The 17444-nt window shown below is 72.1% G+C and carries 17 protein-coding genes and 1 riboswitch; of the genes, 8 read left to right on the top strand and 9 right to left on the bottom strand.

The window, feature by feature from the left end; translation table 11 throughout:
* Positions 1–93: 93 nt before the first annotated feature.
* Entirely contained in the window at positions 94–420 is a 327-nt protein-coding gene (locus tag NIE79_RS07715; RefSeq protein ID WP_238677885.1) for a hypothetical protein, read from the bottom strand.
* 124 nt (positions 421–544) lie between these two features.
* Between NIE79_RS07715 and NIE79_RS07710 the strand changes: the two genes are divergently transcribed.
* From NIE79_RS07710 to NIE79_RS07700, 3 genes are all read left to right on the top strand, one after another.
* The gene (locus NIE79_RS07710; protein ID WP_238677884.1) at positions 545–1276 is read left to right on the top strand and encodes a histidine phosphatase family protein; all 732 of its coding nucleotides are present in this window, start codon (positions 545–547) and stop codon (positions 1274–1276) included.
* A complete protein-coding gene (locus tag NIE79_RS07705; protein WP_238677883.1) occupies positions 1260–2129 on the top strand; it encodes an NAD(P)H-hydrate dehydratase in 870 nt (289 codons plus the stop codon). Before NIE79_RS07710 ends, NIE79_RS07705 begins: the two co-directional genes overlap by 17 nt.
* 79 nt (positions 2130–2208) lie before the next feature.
* A complete protein-coding gene (locus NIE79_RS07700; RefSeq protein WP_238677882.1) occupies positions 2209–2709 on the top strand; it encodes a hemerythrin domain-containing protein in 501 nt (166 codons plus the stop codon).
* A gap of 60 nt (positions 2710–2769) precedes the next feature.
* Here NIE79_RS07700 and NIE79_RS07695 read toward each other — a convergent pair whose 3' ends face one another.
* Positions 2770–3576, bottom strand: coding sequence for an SDR family NAD(P)-dependent oxidoreductase (locus tag NIE79_RS07695; protein WP_238677881.1), 807 nt, complete (start codon positions 3574–3576; stop codon positions 2770–2772).
* A 149-nt stretch (positions 3577–3725) separates the two neighbouring features.
* A riboswitch (ZMP/ZTP riboswitch) is annotated at positions 3726–3815 on the top strand.
* A 19-nt stretch (positions 3816–3834) separates the two neighbouring features.
* Between NIE79_RS07695 and NIE79_RS07690 the strand changes: the two genes are divergently transcribed.
* The gene (locus tag NIE79_RS07690; RefSeq protein WP_238677880.1) at positions 3835–5271 is read left to right on the top strand and encodes a glycine hydroxymethyltransferase; all 1437 of its coding nucleotides are present in this window, start codon (positions 3835–3837) and stop codon (positions 5269–5271) included.
* A 120-nt stretch (positions 5272–5391) separates the two neighbouring features.
* Here the strand turns inward: NIE79_RS07690 and NIE79_RS07685 are convergent, their stop codons facing one another.
* The 6 genes from NIE79_RS07685 to NIE79_RS07660 form a co-directional block, all read right to left on the bottom strand.
* Positions 5392–5652, bottom strand: a complete 261-nt coding sequence (locus NIE79_RS07685) for a hypothetical protein (protein WP_091397680.1) — start codon at positions 5650–5652, stop codon at positions 5392–5394.
* A gap of 67 nt (positions 5653–5719) precedes the next feature.
* Positions 5720–7054 (bottom strand): aminotransferase-like domain-containing protein, encoded by a 1335-nt coding sequence (locus tag NIE79_RS07680; protein WP_238677879.1) that lies wholly within the window; start codon positions 7052–7054, stop codon positions 5720–5722.
* A gap of 3 nt (positions 7055–7057) precedes the next feature.
* On the bottom strand, positions 7058–8161 hold the full coding sequence (locus NIE79_RS07675) for an alpha-hydroxy acid oxidase (RefSeq protein WP_238678055.1): 1104 nt from the start codon (positions 8159–8161) through the stop codon (positions 7058–7060).
* Entirely contained in the window at positions 8154–9149 is a 996-nt protein-coding gene (gene lipP1 / locus NIE79_RS07670; RefSeq protein WP_238677878.1) for a LipP1 family hormone-sensitive lipase, read from the bottom strand. The genes NIE79_RS07675 and lipP1 overlap by 8 nt, the downstream gene beginning before the upstream one ends.
* Before the next feature lie 7 nt (positions 9150–9156).
* Positions 9157–10368 (bottom strand): cytochrome P450, encoded by a 1212-nt coding sequence (locus NIE79_RS07665; protein WP_238677877.1) that lies wholly within the window; start codon positions 10366–10368, stop codon positions 9157–9159.
* Between the two features lie 67 nt (positions 10369–10435).
* Positions 10436–11713: an SGNH/GDSL hydrolase family protein gene (locus NIE79_RS07660; protein ID WP_238678054.1), complete on the bottom strand. Its 1278-nt coding sequence runs from the start codon at positions 11711–11713 to the stop codon at positions 10436–10438.
* A 313-nt stretch (positions 11714–12026) separates the two neighbouring features.
* On the opposite strand from NIE79_RS07660, the gene NIE79_RS07655 reads away from it, so the two are divergent.
* Entirely contained in the window at positions 12027–13592 is a 1566-nt protein-coding gene (locus NIE79_RS07655) for an AMP-binding protein (protein ID WP_238677876.1), read from the top strand.
* Positions 13589–14812 carry an MFS transporter gene (locus NIE79_RS07650; RefSeq protein ID WP_238677875.1) on the top strand — a complete coding sequence of 408 codons (1224 nt, stop codon included), beginning with the start codon at positions 13589–13591 and terminating at the stop codon, positions 14810–14812. The genes NIE79_RS07655 and NIE79_RS07650 overlap by 4 nt, the downstream gene beginning before the upstream one ends.
* Positions 14813–14935: 123 nt before the next feature.
* Here the strand turns inward: NIE79_RS07650 and NIE79_RS07645 are convergent, their stop codons facing one another.
* Positions 14936–15511: a hypothetical protein gene (locus tag NIE79_RS07645; protein ID WP_238677874.1), complete on the bottom strand. Its 576-nt coding sequence runs from the start codon at positions 15509–15511 to the stop codon at positions 14936–14938.
* Positions 15512–15733: 222 nt separating this feature from the next.
* Here NIE79_RS07645 and NIE79_RS07640 point away from each other — a divergent pair, with 222 nt between their 5' ends.
* Positions 15734–16672 (top strand): exo-alpha-sialidase, encoded by a 939-nt coding sequence (locus NIE79_RS07640; protein ID WP_238677873.1) that lies wholly within the window; start codon positions 15734–15736, stop codon positions 16670–16672.
* Between the two features lie 34 nt (positions 16673–16706).
* Positions 16707–17399: an SGNH/GDSL hydrolase family protein gene (locus tag NIE79_RS07635; protein ID WP_238677872.1), complete on the top strand. Its 693-nt coding sequence runs from the start codon at positions 16707–16709 to the stop codon at positions 17397–17399.
* Positions 17400–17444 lie beyond the last annotated feature (45 nt).

The following is a 17444-nucleotide window of genomic DNA, read 5'->3' as shown; positions in this document are numbered from 1 at the left end:
GGTACGACGCACAAGCCCGCCGTACGGCCACCGAGCGGACACTGGCGCGCCGCCGGCGGAGCTGTCCTTCCCCGGCAGCGGTGACGCGCTCGGTCAGGTGAGCAGCAGCACGCCGACCACGATCAGTGGCAACCCGACGAAGAGGAAGATGCCCACCCCGGTGAGCACGCGCCCACCGCTGGCCGTGTCCCGCTCTGGCGCGACGCCGAAGGTGGCGCGCGGGCCGAGCATGCCGATCCGACTCAGCGTCAGGTCGCCCGTCATGCCGATCAGCCCGCCCACCACAACCAACCCGATGCCCAGCCGAGCGGTGTAGGCACCGCCAGCGACCGCCACCCAGATCATTGCCGCGACCGCGGCCAGCGCCCCGATCACCGCGAACAACAGGAGCGCTTCCCGCAGCCCTCGCAAGACAGTCATTGTCGCCCCCCCGTCGGCTGTCCGGCGCACATTGTTTCGCATCACCAGGTCGCGGCGCTGCCCCTAAACCGACAGCGGAAACCGGAGACGGTTACCGTTGGCGGCGCCCGGGTAGGGGGGCCGCATGGCGGAACTGGCAACCCTCTGGATCGTCCGGCACGGCGAGAGCACCGCGAACGTCGCGGCGACGCAGGCCGAGGCGTCGGGCGCGGAACTGATCGACCTCACCCACCGCGACGCCGACGTGCCGCTCTCCGCGACCGGCGAGGAGCAGGCTCGGGCGACCGGCCGTTGGCTGGCTGAGCTGCCGGACGCGAAGCGCCCGGATGTGGCGGTGGTGTCGCCGTACCTGCGCGCGGTGCAGACCTCGCGGCTGGCGCTGGCCGGCACCGACATTCCCGTGCACCGCGACGAGCGGCTGCGCGACCGGGAACTGGGCATCCTCGACGGGCTGACCGGGCACGGGGTGCGCCGGCGGTACCCGGACGAGGCCGAGCGTCGGGAGCGGTTGGGCAAGTTCTACTACCGGCCGCCGGGCGGGGAGTCGTGGACGGACGTGGCGTTGCGGCTGCGGACGCTGCTGGGCGACCTGCGCCGCGACCACGAGGGTTGCCGGGTGCTGCTCTTCGGCCACGACGCGCTGGTCTTCCTGCTTCGCTATCTGCTGGAGGGGTTGACCGAGGACGAGCTGATGGCGCTCACCCGGCAGGACGTGATCGCCAACTGTTCGATCACCGAGTGGTCGACGGACGGCGACGACCGCCTGGCCCTCACCGCCTTCAACGATGTCGCGCACCTGCGTCAGCAGGGCGCCCAGCCGACCAGGGAGGACGAGATCCATGCCGAGCCGGTCTGAGGTGAAGGTGATCACCCCGGCGTTGCTGCGGGACTGGGCGCTGCCGGTGCCGGTCGGCGGAAAGGAGAGCCGGGGCACCGTGCTGGTGGTCGGCGGTTCCCGCTTCACGCCGGGCGCGGTGCTGCTCGCCGGGGTGGCCGCGTTGCGCGCCGGTGCCGGAGTGCTCCAGCTCGCCGCCGCCGAGTCCACCGCAGCCGCGCTGAGCATCCAGGTGCCCGAGGCGCTGGTGGTCGGCCTGCCGGAGACCGCCGACGGCGCTGTGGCCGCCGACCGGGACGGCCAGCTCGGCGACCTGGTCACGCAGGCCGACGTGGTGGCGATCGGCCCCGGCCTGAAGGCGATCGACGAGACCAACCGCCTGCTGAGCCTGGTCCTGGAGGCGGCCCGTCCGGACACGTCGCTGGTGCTCGACGCGTACGCCCTCGGTGCGCTCAGTCACGCACCGGACCTGCTGGTCGGCTCGGGTCGACCCGTGGTGCTCACCCCCAACGTCACCGAGGCCGGGCACCTGCTCGGGCGGGACCCGGGCGCCGACCTGGACGCCGAGGCGGCCGAGTTGGCCGCCCGGTACGAGGCGGTCGTGTCGCTGTACGGGCACGTGGCCGCCCCGGACGGGCGGGGTTGGCGGGAGGAGAGCGGCGACGCCGGGTTGGGCACCTCCGGCAGTGGGGACGTGCTCGCCGGGTTGCTGGCGGGGCTGCTGTCGCGGGGTGCCGACCCGGCGCAGGCGGCCTGCTGGGGCTCGTTCGCGCACTCGGTGAGCGGCCAGCGGCTGATCCCCTGCTACGGCCGGATCGGCTTTCTGGCTCGGGAGTTGCTCGACGAGATCCCCCGCACCCTGGCCATGGTCTGAGCTGGTTTCACCTGTTTCCGTACTCGGCGTCGGGGTACCGGAACCCCACCAGCCGAGACTTTTCAGGGAGGTCATACCGGTGTCGACCGATGCCATCGTCCTGCTCAAAGAGGACCACAAGGAGATGCGCCGCCTGTTCAAGGCCTTCCAGGATGCCGAGGAGGGGCCGGCGAGCCAGCGGCAGAAGCTGGTGGACCAGATCCTGGAGGCACTGACTGTGCACACCTATCTGGAGAACGAGGTGATGTATCCGGAGGTCCGCCGCCTGCTGCCCGACCTGGAGGACGACATCCTCGAGTCGTACGAGGAGCACCACGTCGCCGATGTGCTCTGCGCCGAGTTGGCCAGCATGGACGCCGGCGACGAGCGGTTCAACGCCAAGACGACAGTGCTGATCGAGAACGTCACCCACCACGTCGAGGAGGAAGAGCAGGAGTGGTTCCCCAAGGTCCGCGACGCGCTGGGCCGCAAGCAGCTCCAGGAGATCGGCGAGAAGATGATCGCGATGCGCGCGGACGCGCCGCGTACCCCCACCGCGCCGAAGGCGATCAAGAAGGCGCTCGATGCGGTGACGGCCTGAGGCACCCGCTCACACCGAAGGGCCCGGCACGATGCCGGGCCCTTCGTCGTGCTCCACGGATCAGCTGCCCGATCCCGGCTCGGCCATCCGGCGGTGCTGCTCGGACTTGAGCCTGTCCGGAATGATCTTGCCGGCGGCGGTCTGCACCTTGTTCATCAGCGAACCGGCGGTGATCGTCTGATCACCCCTCATCATCGCCTCGAAGCCCTGCTCGGCGACCTTCGCCGGGTCGTCCTTCTTGCCCGAGCCCACCCGGGTGTCCTCCATGTCGGCCCGGTCGAAGAACTCCGTGTCGGTTGGCCCGGGCATCAGCGAGGTCACCGTGACACCGGTGTCCTTCAGCTCGTTGCGCAGCGCCTCGGCGAAGGACTGCACGAACGACTTCGACGCGTTGTAGACCGCCTGGAACGGCCCCGGCATGGTGGAGGCGATCGACGAGGTGAAGAGGACCCGACCCGCGCCCCGCTCGACCATGCCGGGCAGCAGCCGCTTCGCCAGGTGCACCGTCGAGCGCACGTTGAGGTCGACGATCTCCAACTCGTCAGTGAGGTCGGTGCCCCCGACGAAGGCGCCACCGGCTCCGCGACCGGCGTTGAGCGCCAGCGCGTCCAGCGGGCGTCCGGTAGCGGTGACGGCAGCCACCAGCTCCGTCACGCCCTGCTCGCGGGCCAGGTCGACGCGGACCGACCAGATCTGCGGGCCGCCGTCGCGGCGCAGCTTCTGCGCGGCTGACTCGATGCCGTCGTCCTCGGCGGCGATGACCAGGTCGAAGCCGTGCTCGACGAACTGCGCCGCCAGCTCGTACCCAATTCCGCTGGAGGCCCCGGTCACCAGGGCGAGCGGCCGGTTGGAGGTGGGTGTGGTCATGTTCTCTACTCCTTCTGTGCGAACCCTGGCCGCACCCGTGACGGTGCGGTGGTCACCTACCGTGTGCCCCGCGACGCATCGCCCAATCACGTCGGCGGGGTCGCCTCCCGGAGGGCGGCCCGAACGGCCGGTTCCGGCCCGGTAGGATCCTCCCGGGCCGTTACTGGCGCGTGGGGATGGAGAACCATCGGGGAGCGGCCTCGTCACGTGGACGTTTGCCGAGCGCCTGGGCCTTCCCGCACGTCTGTTGGAGGTCGCATGTCCCGCAACGCCGAATCCACCGCATTCCGGAGTGCCCTTGAGGTGATCCGGGCCGTCGAGCCACGGGTCGCCGACGCCATCGGCGCCGAGCTGACCGACCAGCGGGAGTCGCTCAAGCTGATCGCCAGCGAGAACTACGCCTCCCCGGCGACCCTGCTGGCCATGGGCAACTGGTTCAGTGACAAGTACGCCGAGGGCACCGTCGGCCGCCGCTTCTACGCCGGCTGCCAGAACGTCGACACCGTCGAGGCGCTCGCCGCCGAGCACGCCCGGGAGCTGTTCGGCGCCGCGCACGCGTACGTGCAGCCGCACTCGGGCATCGACGCCAACCTGGTCGCCTTCTGGGCCGTCCTGGCCGACCGGGTGGAGTCCCCCGCCCTGAAGAAGGCCCAGGTCCGCCAGGTCAACGACCTCACCGAGGCCGACTGGTTCGCGCTGCGCCGCGAGCTGGGCAACCAGCGGATGCTCGGCATGTCGCTGGACGCCGGCGGCCACCTCACCCACGGTTTCCGGCCGAACATCTCCGGCAAGATGTTCGACCAGCGCAGCTACGGCACCGACCCGACGACCGGCCTGATCGACTACGACCGGGTGGCCGAGGCCGCCCGCGAGTTCAAGCCGCTGATCCTGGTGGGCGGCTACTCGGCGTACCCCCGGAAGGTGAACTTCCGGATCCTGCGCGAGATCGCCGACTCGGTAGGCGCCACCTTCATGGTCGACATGGCGCACTTCGCGGGCCTGGTGGCCGGCAAGGTGTTCACCGGCGACTTCGACCCGGTGCCGCACGCGCACATCGTCACGACAACCACGCACAAGTCGTTGCGCGGCCCGCGCGGCGGCATGGTGCTCTGCCAGCCGGAGCTGGCCGACCAGGTGGACCGGGGCTGCCCGATGGTGCTCGGTGGTCCGCTGCCGCACGTGATGGCCGCCAAGGCCGTCGCGCTCGCGGAGGCCCGCCGTCCCGACTTCGCCGACTACGCCCAGCGGATCGTCGACAACGCGCAGGCGCTCGCCGAGGGGCTGTTGAGCCGGGGCGCCACGCTGGTCACCGGTGGCACCGACAACCACCTGGTGCTGATCGACGTGTCCGGCTACGGGCTCACCGGTCGGCAGGCCGAGCAGGCGCTGCTCGACTCGGGCATCGTCACCAACCGCAACTCGGTCCCGCAGGACCCGAACGGCGCCTGGTACACGTCCGGCATCCGGATCGGCACCCCGGCGCTGACCACCCGGGGCCTGGGCACCGCCGAGATGGACCAGACCGCCGAGCTGATCCACACCGTGCTGACCCAGACCACCGCCGGCGCCAACGCCGACGGCACCCCGTCGAAGGCGAAGTACACGCTGGACCCGGGCTTGGCCGACAAGGTCGCCGGACAGGCCACCGACCTGCTGGCCACGTACCCCCTCTACCCCGGCGTCGACCTGAGCTAGCCCCCACTCCCGTCGATCATGGAGTTGTGGTGCCCGATCCGGGCTGGTGCACGACTGTCGTCCACCACCACAACTCCATGATCGACACGGGGGGCGTCGCGGACGGGTGTCGCGGGGGCGTCAGGCCATCGGGCGCTTCAGGTGGTAGCGGTGGACTTCGGTGCTGCCCTGGACGTTGTTGACGTCCTCGGCGGCGGAGACCAGCTCCCACCCCTCCCGGCCGGCGCGGTTGAGGTGCGCGATGGCGGTGTCGCCGTAGGCGGTGATGTCCTTGCGTGACCCGTCCGGCGCGTACCAGACGAACGAGACGTGAAAATTGCGGCCCTGTCCCTGATAGCGGCGGACGAGCAGGGCGTACTCCCAGGCAACCATGCGGCTTATTATGACCGTCCAACCAGGACGACGGCACGCGGGTCGTCGCGCATTGCCATCCGATGAACGCGGTGTGTCAACCCGTCCGGCGAACCAGCTCGTCGGTGATCAGCACCGCGAGGCGATCCAGCCCGACGTCGATCTGCTCCGGTGTGACAGCGCTGACCGACAACCGCAACGCGCACACCGGCGCGGAGTCGTCGTAGAAGTGCGCCATCGGCGTCCACAGCACCCCGTAGTCGCGCGCCGAGCGGTCCAGCAACGCGTCGTCGACCGGGAACGGCACTGTCACCACCACGAAGAACCCCCCGGCCGGCACCGTCCAGCGCACCGCCGGCCCGTCCGGCCGGTCCGGCTGATCGGGGAAGCGCCGGGTGAGGCCGGCCACCAGGTGCCGCAGATTCCGGGTGTACGCGGACCGCTCCCGGGTGTTCGCGGCCACCAGGCTGCATCCGTGCTCCAGCAGCCGGCCGCCGATCACCGCCTGCGCGATCGGAGACGTGTTCACAGTGACCATGCTCTTGATCATGGCGAGCTGGTCGGCGAGCGGGCCGACCCGCCCGTCCGGGCCGGCCACCCGCTGGTCGGCGACGACGTACCCGACCCGTACGCCGGGGAGCACGGTCTTGGCGAACGAGCCGAGGTAGACGACCCGCCGCCCGGTGTCCAACGCCTTGAGGGTGGGCGGGCGTGGCCCGTCGTCGCTGTGGAACAAACCGTACGGGTTGTCCTCCAGCAGCAGCAGATCCTCCCGCGCGGCCAGGTCCAGCAGCCGTCGCCGGTGGGCGGTGTCGATGCTGACCCCGGAGGGGTTGGCGAAGTCCGGCATCACGTAGCAGGCGCGCGGCCGCAGCCCCGCCGCCCGGGCCCGCCGCACCTGGGCGGCCAGGTCGGCCAGGTCGATCCCGGTCGGCCCACCGGCGACCGGCCACACCGGCAGGTCCACCAGCCGGGCCGCACCGGTCAGCCCGACGTAGGTCGGGGCGACCGCGAGCAGCACATCGGTCGGCCCCGCCCGCAGCGCCCGCAGCACCAGGAACATCGCCTCCTGGCAGCCGACGGTCACCACGACGTCCTCCGGGTCGACGGTGATCCCCTCGTCGACCGCGAGGTTGCGGGCGATCAGGTGGTGCACTATGCCCTTGGTCCGGCCGTACTGGAGCAGCAGCCGGAGGGCCTGCTCGGGTGGGTGACCCAGGTCGTCGACGAGGTGCCGGTGGAAGGTGTCCAGGTGCCGGTGCACCGCCGCGAGGTCGAAGAACTCCTCGTACGGGCGGCCGGCCGCGAGGGACACCGCCGCCGGGTAGCGCTCGGACACCTCGTTGAGGAAATTCATCGAGGTCAGCGCCGGATCGCCCAGCGCGGGGTGCAGGTCGGCGACGGTCAGGTCGACATGTTCGTCGGCGCTCACCCCTCACCCCATCCCGAGGGTGCGCAGCTCGCCGGCCGCCACCACGTCGGCGCAGCCGGCCAGGGTGAGCGCGTCGGTCAGTTCGGCGACGAGCAGCCCCAACGCGTCCCGGGCGGCCGCTTCGCCGCCGGCTGCGAGGGCCCACAGCAGCGGCCGGCCGACCAGCACCCCGGCCGCACCCAACGCCAGCGCCCGCAACACGTCGGTGCCGCACCGGATGCCGCTGTCCAGCAGCACCTGGCAGCCGTCCCCGACAGCGTCGACGACCTCCGGCAGCATGGTGACGCTCGCCGGTGAGCCGTCCAGTTGCCGCCCGCCGTGGTTGGAGACGACCACAGCGTCCGCGCCGACCCGTACCGCCTCGGTCGCGTCGCGCGGGTCCAGCAGCCCCTTGACCACCAGCGGCAGGTCGACCTGCTCGCGCAGCCACGCCAGGTCCGCCCAACGCAGCGCCGGCGCGAACGACGCGGCGGTGTGCGCGGCGATCGCGGACACCCCGGGGGCACCGGAGTGCGCCAGCGCGTCGCGACCGTCGGGGAGGTTCGCGGCGACCACGTCGGCCGGCAGCCGGAACGCGTTGCGCAGGTCCCGGGGACGTCGGCCGAGCACCGGGACGTCCACGGTGACCACCAGCGCCCGGCAGCCGGCCGCGACGACCCGGTCCAGCAGGTCGCGGACGAGCGCCCGGTCGCGCAGCCAGTAGAGCTGGAACCAGACGTCCGCGCCCGCCCCGGTGACCTGTTCGATGGGGGTGCTGCCCAGCGTGCTGGCCAGGTACGGGATCCCGGCCGCGCCGGCCGCCGCCGCCAGACCCAGCTCCCCGTCCGGGTGCACCAACCGCTGGTACGCCATCGGCGCCACCCCGACCGGCATGGCGTACCGACGGCCGAGCAGGTGGGTGCCGAGGTCGACGGTGTCCACCCCGCGCAGCACCCGGGGCAGCACCGCGACCCGGTCCAGCGCGTGACGGTTCGCGGCGAGGGTCACCTCCGACGCGCTGCCGCCGGCCAGGTAGTCCCACACGTGCGGCGGCAGCACGGCCCGGGCCCGCTCGGCGTAGTCGGCGAGCGACACGGCCGGCAGATCGGCCACCATCCGCTCACCCATCGCCCGCCGCCGGGCCCGTCGCGGCTGCCGGCTCGGCCAGCTCATCGGCATCACCCGTCCCGGCCGGCAGCCCGAAGCGCTCGCGGAGGAAGACCGCGGCGCCCTCCTGCGCGCGCCGTCCGTCGGTGAAGGTGCCCGGCATGGCGAAGAACCCGTGGATCATGCCCGGGTAGTGCGCCAACCGGGTGGACACGCCAGCGTCGCGCAGCCGCTCGGCGTACCGCTGCCCCTCGGCGCACAGAGGATCCAGTTCCGCGGTGATCACCAGCGCCGGCGGCAACCCGGACAGGTCGTCGGCGAGCAGCGGCGAGGCCAGCGGATCCTTGGCGTGCGCCGGGTCGGCCAGGTAGTGCGTCCGGTACCAGGCGACCGATCGGCGGTTGAACAGCGCCGGGTCGTCGTCCCCGGCCGGTTCGCCGCTCTGGTCGGTGTTCGGGTAGACCAGCAGCTGCGCGGCGAGCGGCGGCCCGTCCGTGCGGCTGAGCAGTGTCACCGCGGCGGCCAGGTTCCCGCCGGCGCTGTCGCCTCCCACCGCCAGCCGGGCCGGGTCCACGCCCAGCTCGTCGGCGTGTCGGGCGATCCACGAGGTGGCGGCGTGGCAGTCGTGCACCGCCGCCGGAAAGGGGTGCTCCGGGGCGAGGCGGTAGCCGACGGTGATCACCTGACAGGGCACCGCGTTGGCCAGGCGCCGGCAGATGCCGTCGGCGGTGTCGACGCTGCCGAGCGTCCACCCGCCGCCGAAGAAGTACAGCAGTGTGGGCAGCGGGCCCGACCCGGTCGGCCGGTACACCCGCAGCGGCAGCTCCCCGCCGGGGCCGGGGAACCGCTCGTCGCGTACCTCGGTCACCGGCTCGACCGCGCCGCCGCCGGCGCGGATGGCGGCCAGGTCCGCGGCGCGCGCCTCTCCAAGGGTCTGTGCGTACAGCGGCGGGGTGCCGGCCGCGGCACGGGCCGCCCGATAGGCCGCCACCTCCGGGTGAACTGCCATGTCGCTCCTATCCACCGGTGCTGACCAGCAGCTTGTCGATCCCGCGCAGGAACAGGCTGCCGCTGTACGTCGGCGTCTCGGTGACCGTCAGCGCGGGAAACCGGGCGAACAGCCGAGGCAGCGCGAGGCGGCCCTCCAACCGCGACACCGCCGCGCCGAGGCAGAAGTGCAGGCCCACCCCGAAGGCCAGCGACGGCGGGCCGGGACGGGTCGGGTCGAAGGTGTCCGGGGCCGGGAAGCGGGCGGGGTCGCGGTTGGCAGCTCCGATCATGATCAGCACGTTGTCGTCAGTGGCGACCGGTACGCCGTGCAGCACTGTGTCGGCCGGCGCCGCGCGGGCCAGGAAGTGCACCGGGCTGGCCAACCGCAGCACCTCGTCGACGCAGCCCTGCGCCAGCGTGGCGTCGGTGGGCAGCGCCGCGACGGTCTCCGGGTGGGCCAGCAGCAACGGCAAGCCATTGCTGAACATGTAGACGGTGGTGACGAAGCTGGCGTTGAACAGAACGATCAGGTTGCTGACCAGCTCCTCCTCGGTCAGCTCCACCTCCCCGGAGTCGAGCGCCTCGACCAGCGCGCTGAGCAGGTCGTCCCCGGGCACCCGGCGGCGGTGCCCGATCAGCTCCCGGTAGAAGTCCCGCAACTCCCGGGCGGCGGTGTTGGCCGCGGCCAGCCGCTGCGGGGTCTTCCCGGCCACGTCCAGGAACTCGTCGATCCACTCCACCCGCTCCCGGTACCACTGCAACTCGGCGGCCGGAATGCCGATGAACTCGGCCATCACCAGGGCCGGAATCGGGTACGCGAAGTCGGCCACGAAGTCGACGACGCCCTCCCCGGTGTCCGCCATCCGGTCCAGCAGATCGTCGACCACCCGCAGGATCACCGGTTCCAGCGCGCCGAGCCGGCGCGGCGTGAAGGTGTGGGAGAAGACGTGTCGCATCCGGGTGTGATCGGGCGGATTGACGAACATCATCGAGGTCTGGAAGGTCCGCAGGATCTCCTGCTCCTCCCAGCCCGGCGGCGGCTGTTTCGTCCACTCCGGATCGCGCAGCAACCCGTCGACGAGGTCGTAGCCGACGGCGACGGCGGCCACCGTCCGGTGCTCGGGGCGTACCGGCACCGCGCTGATCGGGCCGAGCCGGTGCAGGTCCGCGTACCACGGGTACGGGTTCTTTCTGCCCTCTTCGCTGTACAGGCCGGTGAGTATCTCCTCCACGTCCACTGCCAGTTCCTCCCCAGGATGTCGGTGGCCGGGGGCAGCGGGGATCACCCGCCGCCCCCGGCCGATGTCACAGGTCGAGCAGCCGCAGCGGCACGGCGTTGGCCAGTGCCTGGTTGCCGGCGTCGTTCGGGTGGATGTGGTCCCCCGAGTCGTACGCGGGCAGCAGCTGGCTGGGCCGGGCCGGGTCGCGCAGCACCCGGTCGAAGTCGAGCAGCCCGTCGAACTCCCGACTGCCACGCAGGTACGCGTTCACCGCCTGGCGGGTGGCCTCCTTCTGCGCCGTCCACACACCCGGCGCGCCGTGCCCCTCGTACGGCGTCAGCGTGGCCACCAGGCTGGTCAGCCCACGCTGCTGGAGCTGCTGGTTGATCTGCCGCAGCGTGCCGATGATCGCCTCGGGTGAGTCGTTCGACATCCAGATGTCATTGATGCCCAGGTGGGTGACGACGGTACGCACCCCGGTCTGCGGGAAGACGTCCTCGTTGAGCCGTGCCGCCGCGTTCGGGCCGAGCTGGTAGTAGCCCGGGTAGTTACCGTCGCCCGGCTCGGTGCCCTCGTGGTTGAGTCGGTTGCCGGCCAGGCTCAGGTTGAGCACGCCCGGGGTGCGCTTGTCCGGCCGGTCGGCGAGCAGCCGGTCGGAGAGCAGGTCGGGCCAGCGCCGGTTGGCGTTGACGGTGCTGCCGTTGCCGTCACCGATGGAGTCGCTGAGCACCACCAGCGCGCCGGGGCTGCCCTTGCGCTGCACGTCGACGCCGGAGAGGAAGAACCAGCAGCAGGTGGGACGGGTGGTGAACCCGGTGCCCTCGGCCGCCCCGGTCAGGTCCCCGGCGCCGATGAAGTTGGCCTGCTGGGACTGCCCGTGGAACGTGGTCGGGCCGGTCGGCGTCGGGAAGTGCACAGTGACCACCAGGTCGCTGTCGTCGGTGACCGGGAAGGCCAACGGGTCGCTGAGCAGTTCGGCGCCCCGGTTCATCGTCGCCGTGGTGGCACCGGTGAAGGTCAGCGGACGCACCGACGCCGCGTCGATGTCGGAGAGGTCGTCGGGGGTCGCGGTGTTCGGCCGGGCCACTGTGGCGCGACCGACCTGTACCGCCTGCTCGCCGTAGAGGTTGCTCAGGCGGACCCGCAGCGCCGGGCCGCCCACCGACACGTGCACGATCATCCGGACGCTCTGATTGTTGAGGCCGGTGTTGGTCAACCCGACCGAGTTGCCCCGGGTGACAGCTGTGGCCCAACTACCCGCCCACTCGGCGCGGTCGGGTCGGCTGGCGGCGGTGCCGGACGGACCGGCGCTGGCGACGACGGCGGGTGCGCCGGCGACCAACAGCGCGGCCGCAGCGGCGATGACAGGCCATCTCTTCGGGGTTGCCGTTGCCATGGAACCTCCATCGTGTGGCAGCCCAGGGCCGTCCGCTGACGGCGCCCGCCTGGACGATGGTCCAGAAACCTAGCCGCCGCCGCTGACGGGCGTCAATCAACCTGATCGACGCGATCAAATGTCCGGCGGGCCGCTCGGACCGCCCGTCGGCACGGTTCCGACCAGCCGTTTCCCGCCTAGGCTTCCAGGCGGCGGCGGTGCGGTCGCCCAAGCGCGCCACCGTCGCGTCGTCACCGGGAGCTGCCCGGGGACCGCCGCTTTCTCGGATGGGGGCTGCCGGATGACTGACGGACCCGGGCACACCACTACCTACGTGCACAGGGTGTTGGACCTCTTCGCCGAATTCGGCGACCGGGAGGCGTTGGTCGGCGCCGATCGGCGACTCACCTACACCGAGGCCGCCGCGCGGGTCCGGGCGATGGCCGCGACGGTGACCCGGCACGGCGTACGACCCGGGTCGGCGGTGCTGGTGACCGTCGCGAACGCGGTGGAGGGCCCCCTGCTCCAACTCGCCCTGCACCTGCTCGGCTGCCGGACGATGTGGGTCGCCCCGGTGACCGCACGCCGGGAGGTCGACGAGTTCATCCGGTTGGCCCGCCCGGACGCCCTGGTCTACGACGCCCGGGACCGGGCCGGTCTGGGCCCGGAGTTGGCCGCCGCGTTGCCCGGCACACCGGTCTGCTGTCTGGGCGCGGGCGGCGCCGGCCCCGACCTCACCGACGAAGCCGACGCCGACGTGGCGGAGCTGCCGGCGTCCGTGCCGGCGCCGGAGTCGTTCCTCCAGACCAGCGGCACCACGGGCAGCCCCAAGCTGGTCCACCACCGGGAGAGCTTCTACGCCCAGATCCTCACCCTGGCCGCCGATTTCCGCGCCGCCGGGTTCCCGCTGCTGCGGCACCTGTCGCACTCGCCGATGTGGCTGGCCAGCGGGCAGATCACCACGCTGTTCAACCTGTTCACCGGCGGGGTGCTGTTCCTGCGCGACGACTGGGACCCGGTGGCCTTCGTGGACACCGTGCAGCGGGAGCGGATCAACTCGACCTTCGTCACCCCGCCGATGCTCTACGAGGTGTTGGACCACCCGGCGCTGGTCGGCGCGGACTTCTCCGCCATGTTCATGTTCAACGTGGGCGCCGGGCCCGCCGCGCCCGCCCGGCTGCGCCAGGCCATCGCGCGGTTCGGTCCGGTGCTGCGCATCGTGTACGGCCTCAGCGAGGCGGTCGTGATCACCGCGCTGCCCGGGTTGACCGACGATCCGGAACACCCTGAGCGGTTGGGCTCCTGCGGGCGGCCCTACGGCGACGTCCGCATCGAGATCCGCGGCGACGACGGCACCGTGCTGCCGAGCGGCCGCGACGGCGTGGTGTGGGTGCACACCCGGCTGAGCTTCGCCGGCTACCACGGCCAGCCGGAGCTGACCGCACAGACGCTCGTGGACGGCTGGGTGCGAACCCGCGACATCGGTCACCTCGACGACGACGGCTACCTCTACCTGGTCGACCGGGCAGACGACGCGATCCTCACGCAACGACGGAGCTGGCCGATCTTCTGCCGCCCCATCGAGGACGTGCTGGCCGGGCACCCGCGGGTACGGGCCGCGGCCGTGATCGGCGTACCGGACGAGACGGCCGGTGAGGTCCCGTACGCGTACGTGGTGCTCGCCCCGGGCGCGACGGTCGCCGGGGCGGAGCTGATCGACCTGGTGACCGCCGAACTCAACGAGATGTGGGCGCCGGCCGCTGTGGAGTTCGTCGACCGGCTGCCGGTGAACCGGTCGATGAAGGTGGACAAGCGGGCGCTGCGCGCACGGTACGCGGCCCGTCGGGCGGCGGCGGTCGGGGCGTGACCCCCCGCCGACAGCTGGTCGTCCTGGTCAGCGCCGACCTGATCTCCAATTTGGGTACCCGCATCTCGGTGGTGACCATTCCGTGGCTGGTGCTGGTCACCACCGGCAGCCCCACCAAGATGGGCCTTGTCGCGTTCGCCGAGACCCTGCCGTACCTGCTGTCCAGCGCGTTGGGCACGCCCTGGGCAGACCGGATCGGCCTGCGCCGTACCTCGATCCTCTGCGACGCGGGTAGCGCGGTGGTGATGGTCGTCGTGGCGCTGACCCCGTGGTTGGGCTTCGTCCCGCTGGTGGCGCTCGTCGCGGTGGCCGGCGCGCTGCGGGGCATCGGGGACCGGGTGAAGCATGTGATGTTCCGCCCGGTCGCGGAGGCCGCCGGAGTGCCGCTGATCCGGCTGACCTCCGCGTACGACGGGCTCAGCCGGGTGGTGACCCTGTTCGGCGTCGCCGTGGGCGGTCTGCTGATCGCCGCGTTCGGGGTGACCGAGGCGATCCTCATCGACGCGGCCAGTTTCGGCGTCTGCGCACTGCTCATCGGCGTCCTGGTCCGCCCGCCGGCCGCCTCGACGCAACCCGCCCAGCCGGAGAGCTATCTGCGCGCCCTGCGGGGCGGCTTCAGCTACCTGGGCCGGGACCGGCCGCTGCTCGGCATGCTCGCCGTCATCTCGGCGCTGAACATGGTGGCCAACGCCAGCGTTGCCGTCTACATCCCGGTCTGGGTCGCCCGGGAGCTGTCCGGCCCGAGCGGTCTCGGCCTGGTGCTGGCGGCGTTCTCGGCGGGCGCGCTGCTGGGCAACCTGGTCTTCACGACGCTCGGGCCCCGACTGCCCCGGCGACTGACGTTCCTGGTCGGCGCGCTGGTCGCCGGCACGCCCCGGTTGGTGGCGCTGGCGATCAGCGATGAACTGCCGGTGGTGCTCGTGGTGACGTTCCTGTCCGGAATCGGCATCGCGGCGGTCAACCCGCTGCTCGGGGTGGCGCTCTACGAACGGGTGCCGCCGGAGTTGCAGACCCGGGTGATCGGCATCGCCGGTTCGTTGGCGTTCGTCGGGTTGCCGGTCGGCGGGCTGCTCGGCGGCTGGTCGGTGGACGCTCTGGGATTCACCCCGGCCCTGCTGACCATGGCAGCGGCGTGCCTGGTGATCACCGCGTACCCCTTGCTGAGCAGGCCGTCCGAGCCGGAGACAACGGCGAAGACCACCCCCGTCACCACCCCGTAAACCCGTTGCGGGGCGTGCCCGGACGATCGGGATCCGGCCAAGGCCGAGTGGGCCGGACACCTGCTTGGCGAACTTCTCGCCGAGGACAGCGTGGCCCGCTGAACCCGTAGAGGCCGTGGCCCGTCAGCGCCCGGCGGCAGCCGGGGTGGCGTGTTCGGTACGGCAGCGCGGGCAGCGCAGTCGCGTCCCGGCTGCCGTCCGGGGCACCCGGAGCCGCTGACCGCAGCCGCAGGTCATCACCGGGACAGACGCCCGTAGGTACTCGTCGCGCTTCCGGCGTGGCCACCGGCCGTGGCAGCGGGAGCACCACTTCGGTGGGTAGCTGTGGTAGTGCGCCAGGCCGAACGCGCCTGCGATCATCAGCGCGGCGGGGACCAGCAGGCCGAGCGGCGCGAGCAGCGCGGTCGGCACTCCGCCGACGCCGTCGGAGACCAGCGCGGCGACCACGGTGAGCACGACCACCGGCACACCGAGCACTGTGAACCCGAAACCCCAGGCGAAGGTCAGCAGGGACGGCAGGAACATCAACATGCCGCCGGGCGCCCACCGACGGACCCCGTACCCGCCGCAGCGTGGGCAGTTCGGCGAGGCGCGGTGCGGCACCGACCGCAGCGCCTTCGGCGCCAGCCACTGCACCAGAAGCTTGAGGATCTCCTCGACCAGTTTCGACGCGAGGGCCTGAAGGAACGAACCGAGCATGCGGTCACCTTCCTCGCCGATGGGATCTGCGGTCAGCCCACCGCCCATCGTGGGCGCTGGGTGCCACCAGCCCACAGCAGCGCGCCGACGCCGCGTCGTCCCCGACGCCAATCCGACAGCGGCCGAGCATTGTTCGTCGGACGTTCGGCTGCTGGCCGCGCGGGCGTCGGCCGGGGACGACTAGCGTCGACATGTCGTCACCGCACCTGGAGGCCGCCGCGCATGGCGTCGTCACCCACCCGCCGCCGCACCGCCGAGGTCACCGCCGTGCGCCGGATCGGCGACAGCGCGCCGCACAGCGCGTTCACCGACCTCGTCCGGTACGCCGGAAGCTGGTTCTGCGCCTTCCGGGAGGCCCGGACCCACCTCAGCGACGACGGCGCGATCCGGGTACTGACCTCGACCGACGGCCGGTCCTGGGCTCCCGCGACGGTCATCCGGCAAGCCGGCGCCGACCTACGCGATCCGCGCTTCGTGACGCGCCCCGACGGGCGGCTGCAACTGCTGGCGGCTGCCGCCACCGGCGAGGCCACCACGACGTTCCAGACGGTGACCTGGCTCTCCACCGACGGGCACGCCTGGGGCGATCCGACCCCGGTGGGCGAACCGGACGTCTGGGTGTGGCGGGCGGCCTGGCACGACGACGTGATGTACGGCGTCGGCTACGCCACCCGGGAGCCGAGGTTCGCGCGGCTCTACCGCAGCACCGACGGGGTGGACCTGCGGCAGTGGGTGCCGGCGCTGTTCGAGGACGGGTACCCCAACGAGTCCGGCCTGGTCTTCGCCCCGGACGGCACCGCCCTCTGCCTGTTGCGGCGGGACGCGGCCACCGCGAGCGCGCAGCTCGGACGGGCCGCGCCGCCGTACCGGGACTGGACCTGGACCGACCTGGGTGTCCAGGTGGGCGGGCCGGCGCTGCTCCGGCTGCCCGACGGGCTGCTGTTGGCCGGGGTGCGCCTGCACGACGGCGAGGTCCGCACCGCGATCTGCGTCGTCCACCCGGAGCGGGGCGAGCTGACCGAGCTGGTCGCGCTGCCGTCCGGCGGCGACACCAGCTACCCCGGCCTGGTCTGGCACGACGACCTGCTGTGGGTGAGCTACTACTCGTCGCACGAGGGGCGGACCTGTGTCTACCTGGCCGAGGTCAGCCTGACCGGCTGAGCCCGGAAGCCCGGCGGTCGGCTAGCGTGCCGGCATGCCATCGACGCTCAACGAATCGACGGACCCGTACTGTCTGCGCCCCGGGGAGGCCACCGAACTGCTGCACGGGCACCCGTGGCGGCGGTTCGTGGCGCTCGGCGACAGCGTCGTGGAGGGCATGTGTGAGCCGACACCGGGCTACCCGGACGTGCAGTGGGTCGACCGGGTGGCCGCCGAGCTGGCCGCCGTGCGCCCCGAGCTGGCGTACCGGAATCTGGGTCGACGCGGGCTGCGCGCGCACCAGGTGCGGGCCACCCAGCTCGCCCCGGCGCTGGCCTTCGCCCCGGACCTGGCGCTGGTCGTGTGCGGCGGCAACGACGCCTTCCACAGGGCGTACGACGCGGAGGCGGTGGACGCCGAGCTGACCGCGATGATCGCCGCGCTGCACGACGGGGGCGCCGACGTGATCACAGTGGGCATGTTCGACGTCTCGCACAGCCCGGCGGTGCCCGAGCACGTCCGGCCCGCCCTGGGCGAACGGATGCGCCGCCTGTCCGCCCACACGGCCACCCTCGCCGAACGCCTGCGAACAATCCACGTGCACCTGACCGACCACCCCCTGACGGCCGACCCCACCCTCTACAGCACTGACGGCCGCCACGGCAGCGCCCGCAGCGACGCCATAGCAACAGCCCAAACCCTCCGCACCCTGTCCACCCACCGTCCCCTCCGCGGTCGACCGCGTTGATCATGAAGTTGTTGCCTTCCGTGACGGCTTGGGGTCAAGGGGTGA

This window comes from Micromonospora trifolii (genome assembly GCF_022229005.1).
Taxonomy (GTDB): domain Bacteria; phylum Actinomycetota; class Actinomycetes; order Mycobacteriales; family Micromonosporaceae; genus Micromonospora; species Micromonospora trifolii.
This window is presented reverse-complemented; position numbering and strand designations above follow the sequence as displayed.

Coding starts and splice junctions, on each gene's coding strand:
- NIE79_RS07695 (WP_238677881.1), bottom strand. CDS start 3,576: ATGACCACACCCACCTCCAACCGGCCGCTCGCCCTGGTGACCGGGGCC.
- NIE79_RS07655 (WP_238677876.1), top strand. CDS start 12,027: ATGACTGACGGACCCGGGCACACCACTACCTACGTGCACAGGGTGTTG.
- NIE79_RS07645 (WP_238677874.1), bottom strand. CDS start 15,511: ATGCTCGGTTCGTTCCTTCAGGCCCTCGCGTCGAAACTGGTCGAGGAG.
- NIE79_RS07640 (WP_238677873.1), top strand. CDS start 15,734: ATGGCGTCGTCACCCACCCGCCGCCGCACCGCCGAGGTCACCGCCGTG.
- NIE79_RS07690 (WP_238677880.1), top strand. CDS start 3,835: ATGTCCCGCAACGCCGAATCCACCGCATTCCGGAGTGCCCTTGAGGTG.
- NIE79_RS07675 (WP_238678055.1), bottom strand. CDS start 8,161: ATGGGTGAGCGGATGGTGGCCGATCTGCCGGCCGTGTCGCTCGCCGAC.
- lipP1 (WP_238677878.1), bottom strand. CDS start 9,149: ATGGCAGTTCACCCGGAGGTGGCGGCCTATCGGGCGGCCCGTGCCGCG.
- NIE79_RS07705 (WP_238677883.1), top strand. CDS start 1,260: ATGCCGAGCCGGTCTGAGGTGAAGGTGATCACCCCGGCGTTGCTGCGG.
- NIE79_RS07635 (WP_238677872.1), top strand. CDS start 16,707: ATGCCATCGACGCTCAACGAATCGACGGACCCGTACTGTCTGCGCCCC.
- NIE79_RS07710 (WP_238677884.1), top strand. CDS start 545: ATGGCGGAACTGGCAACCCTCTGGATCGTCCGGCACGGCGAGAGCACC.
- NIE79_RS07715 (WP_238677885.1), bottom strand. CDS start 420: ATGACTGTCTTGCGAGGGCTGCGGGAAGCGCTCCTGTTGTTCGCGGTG.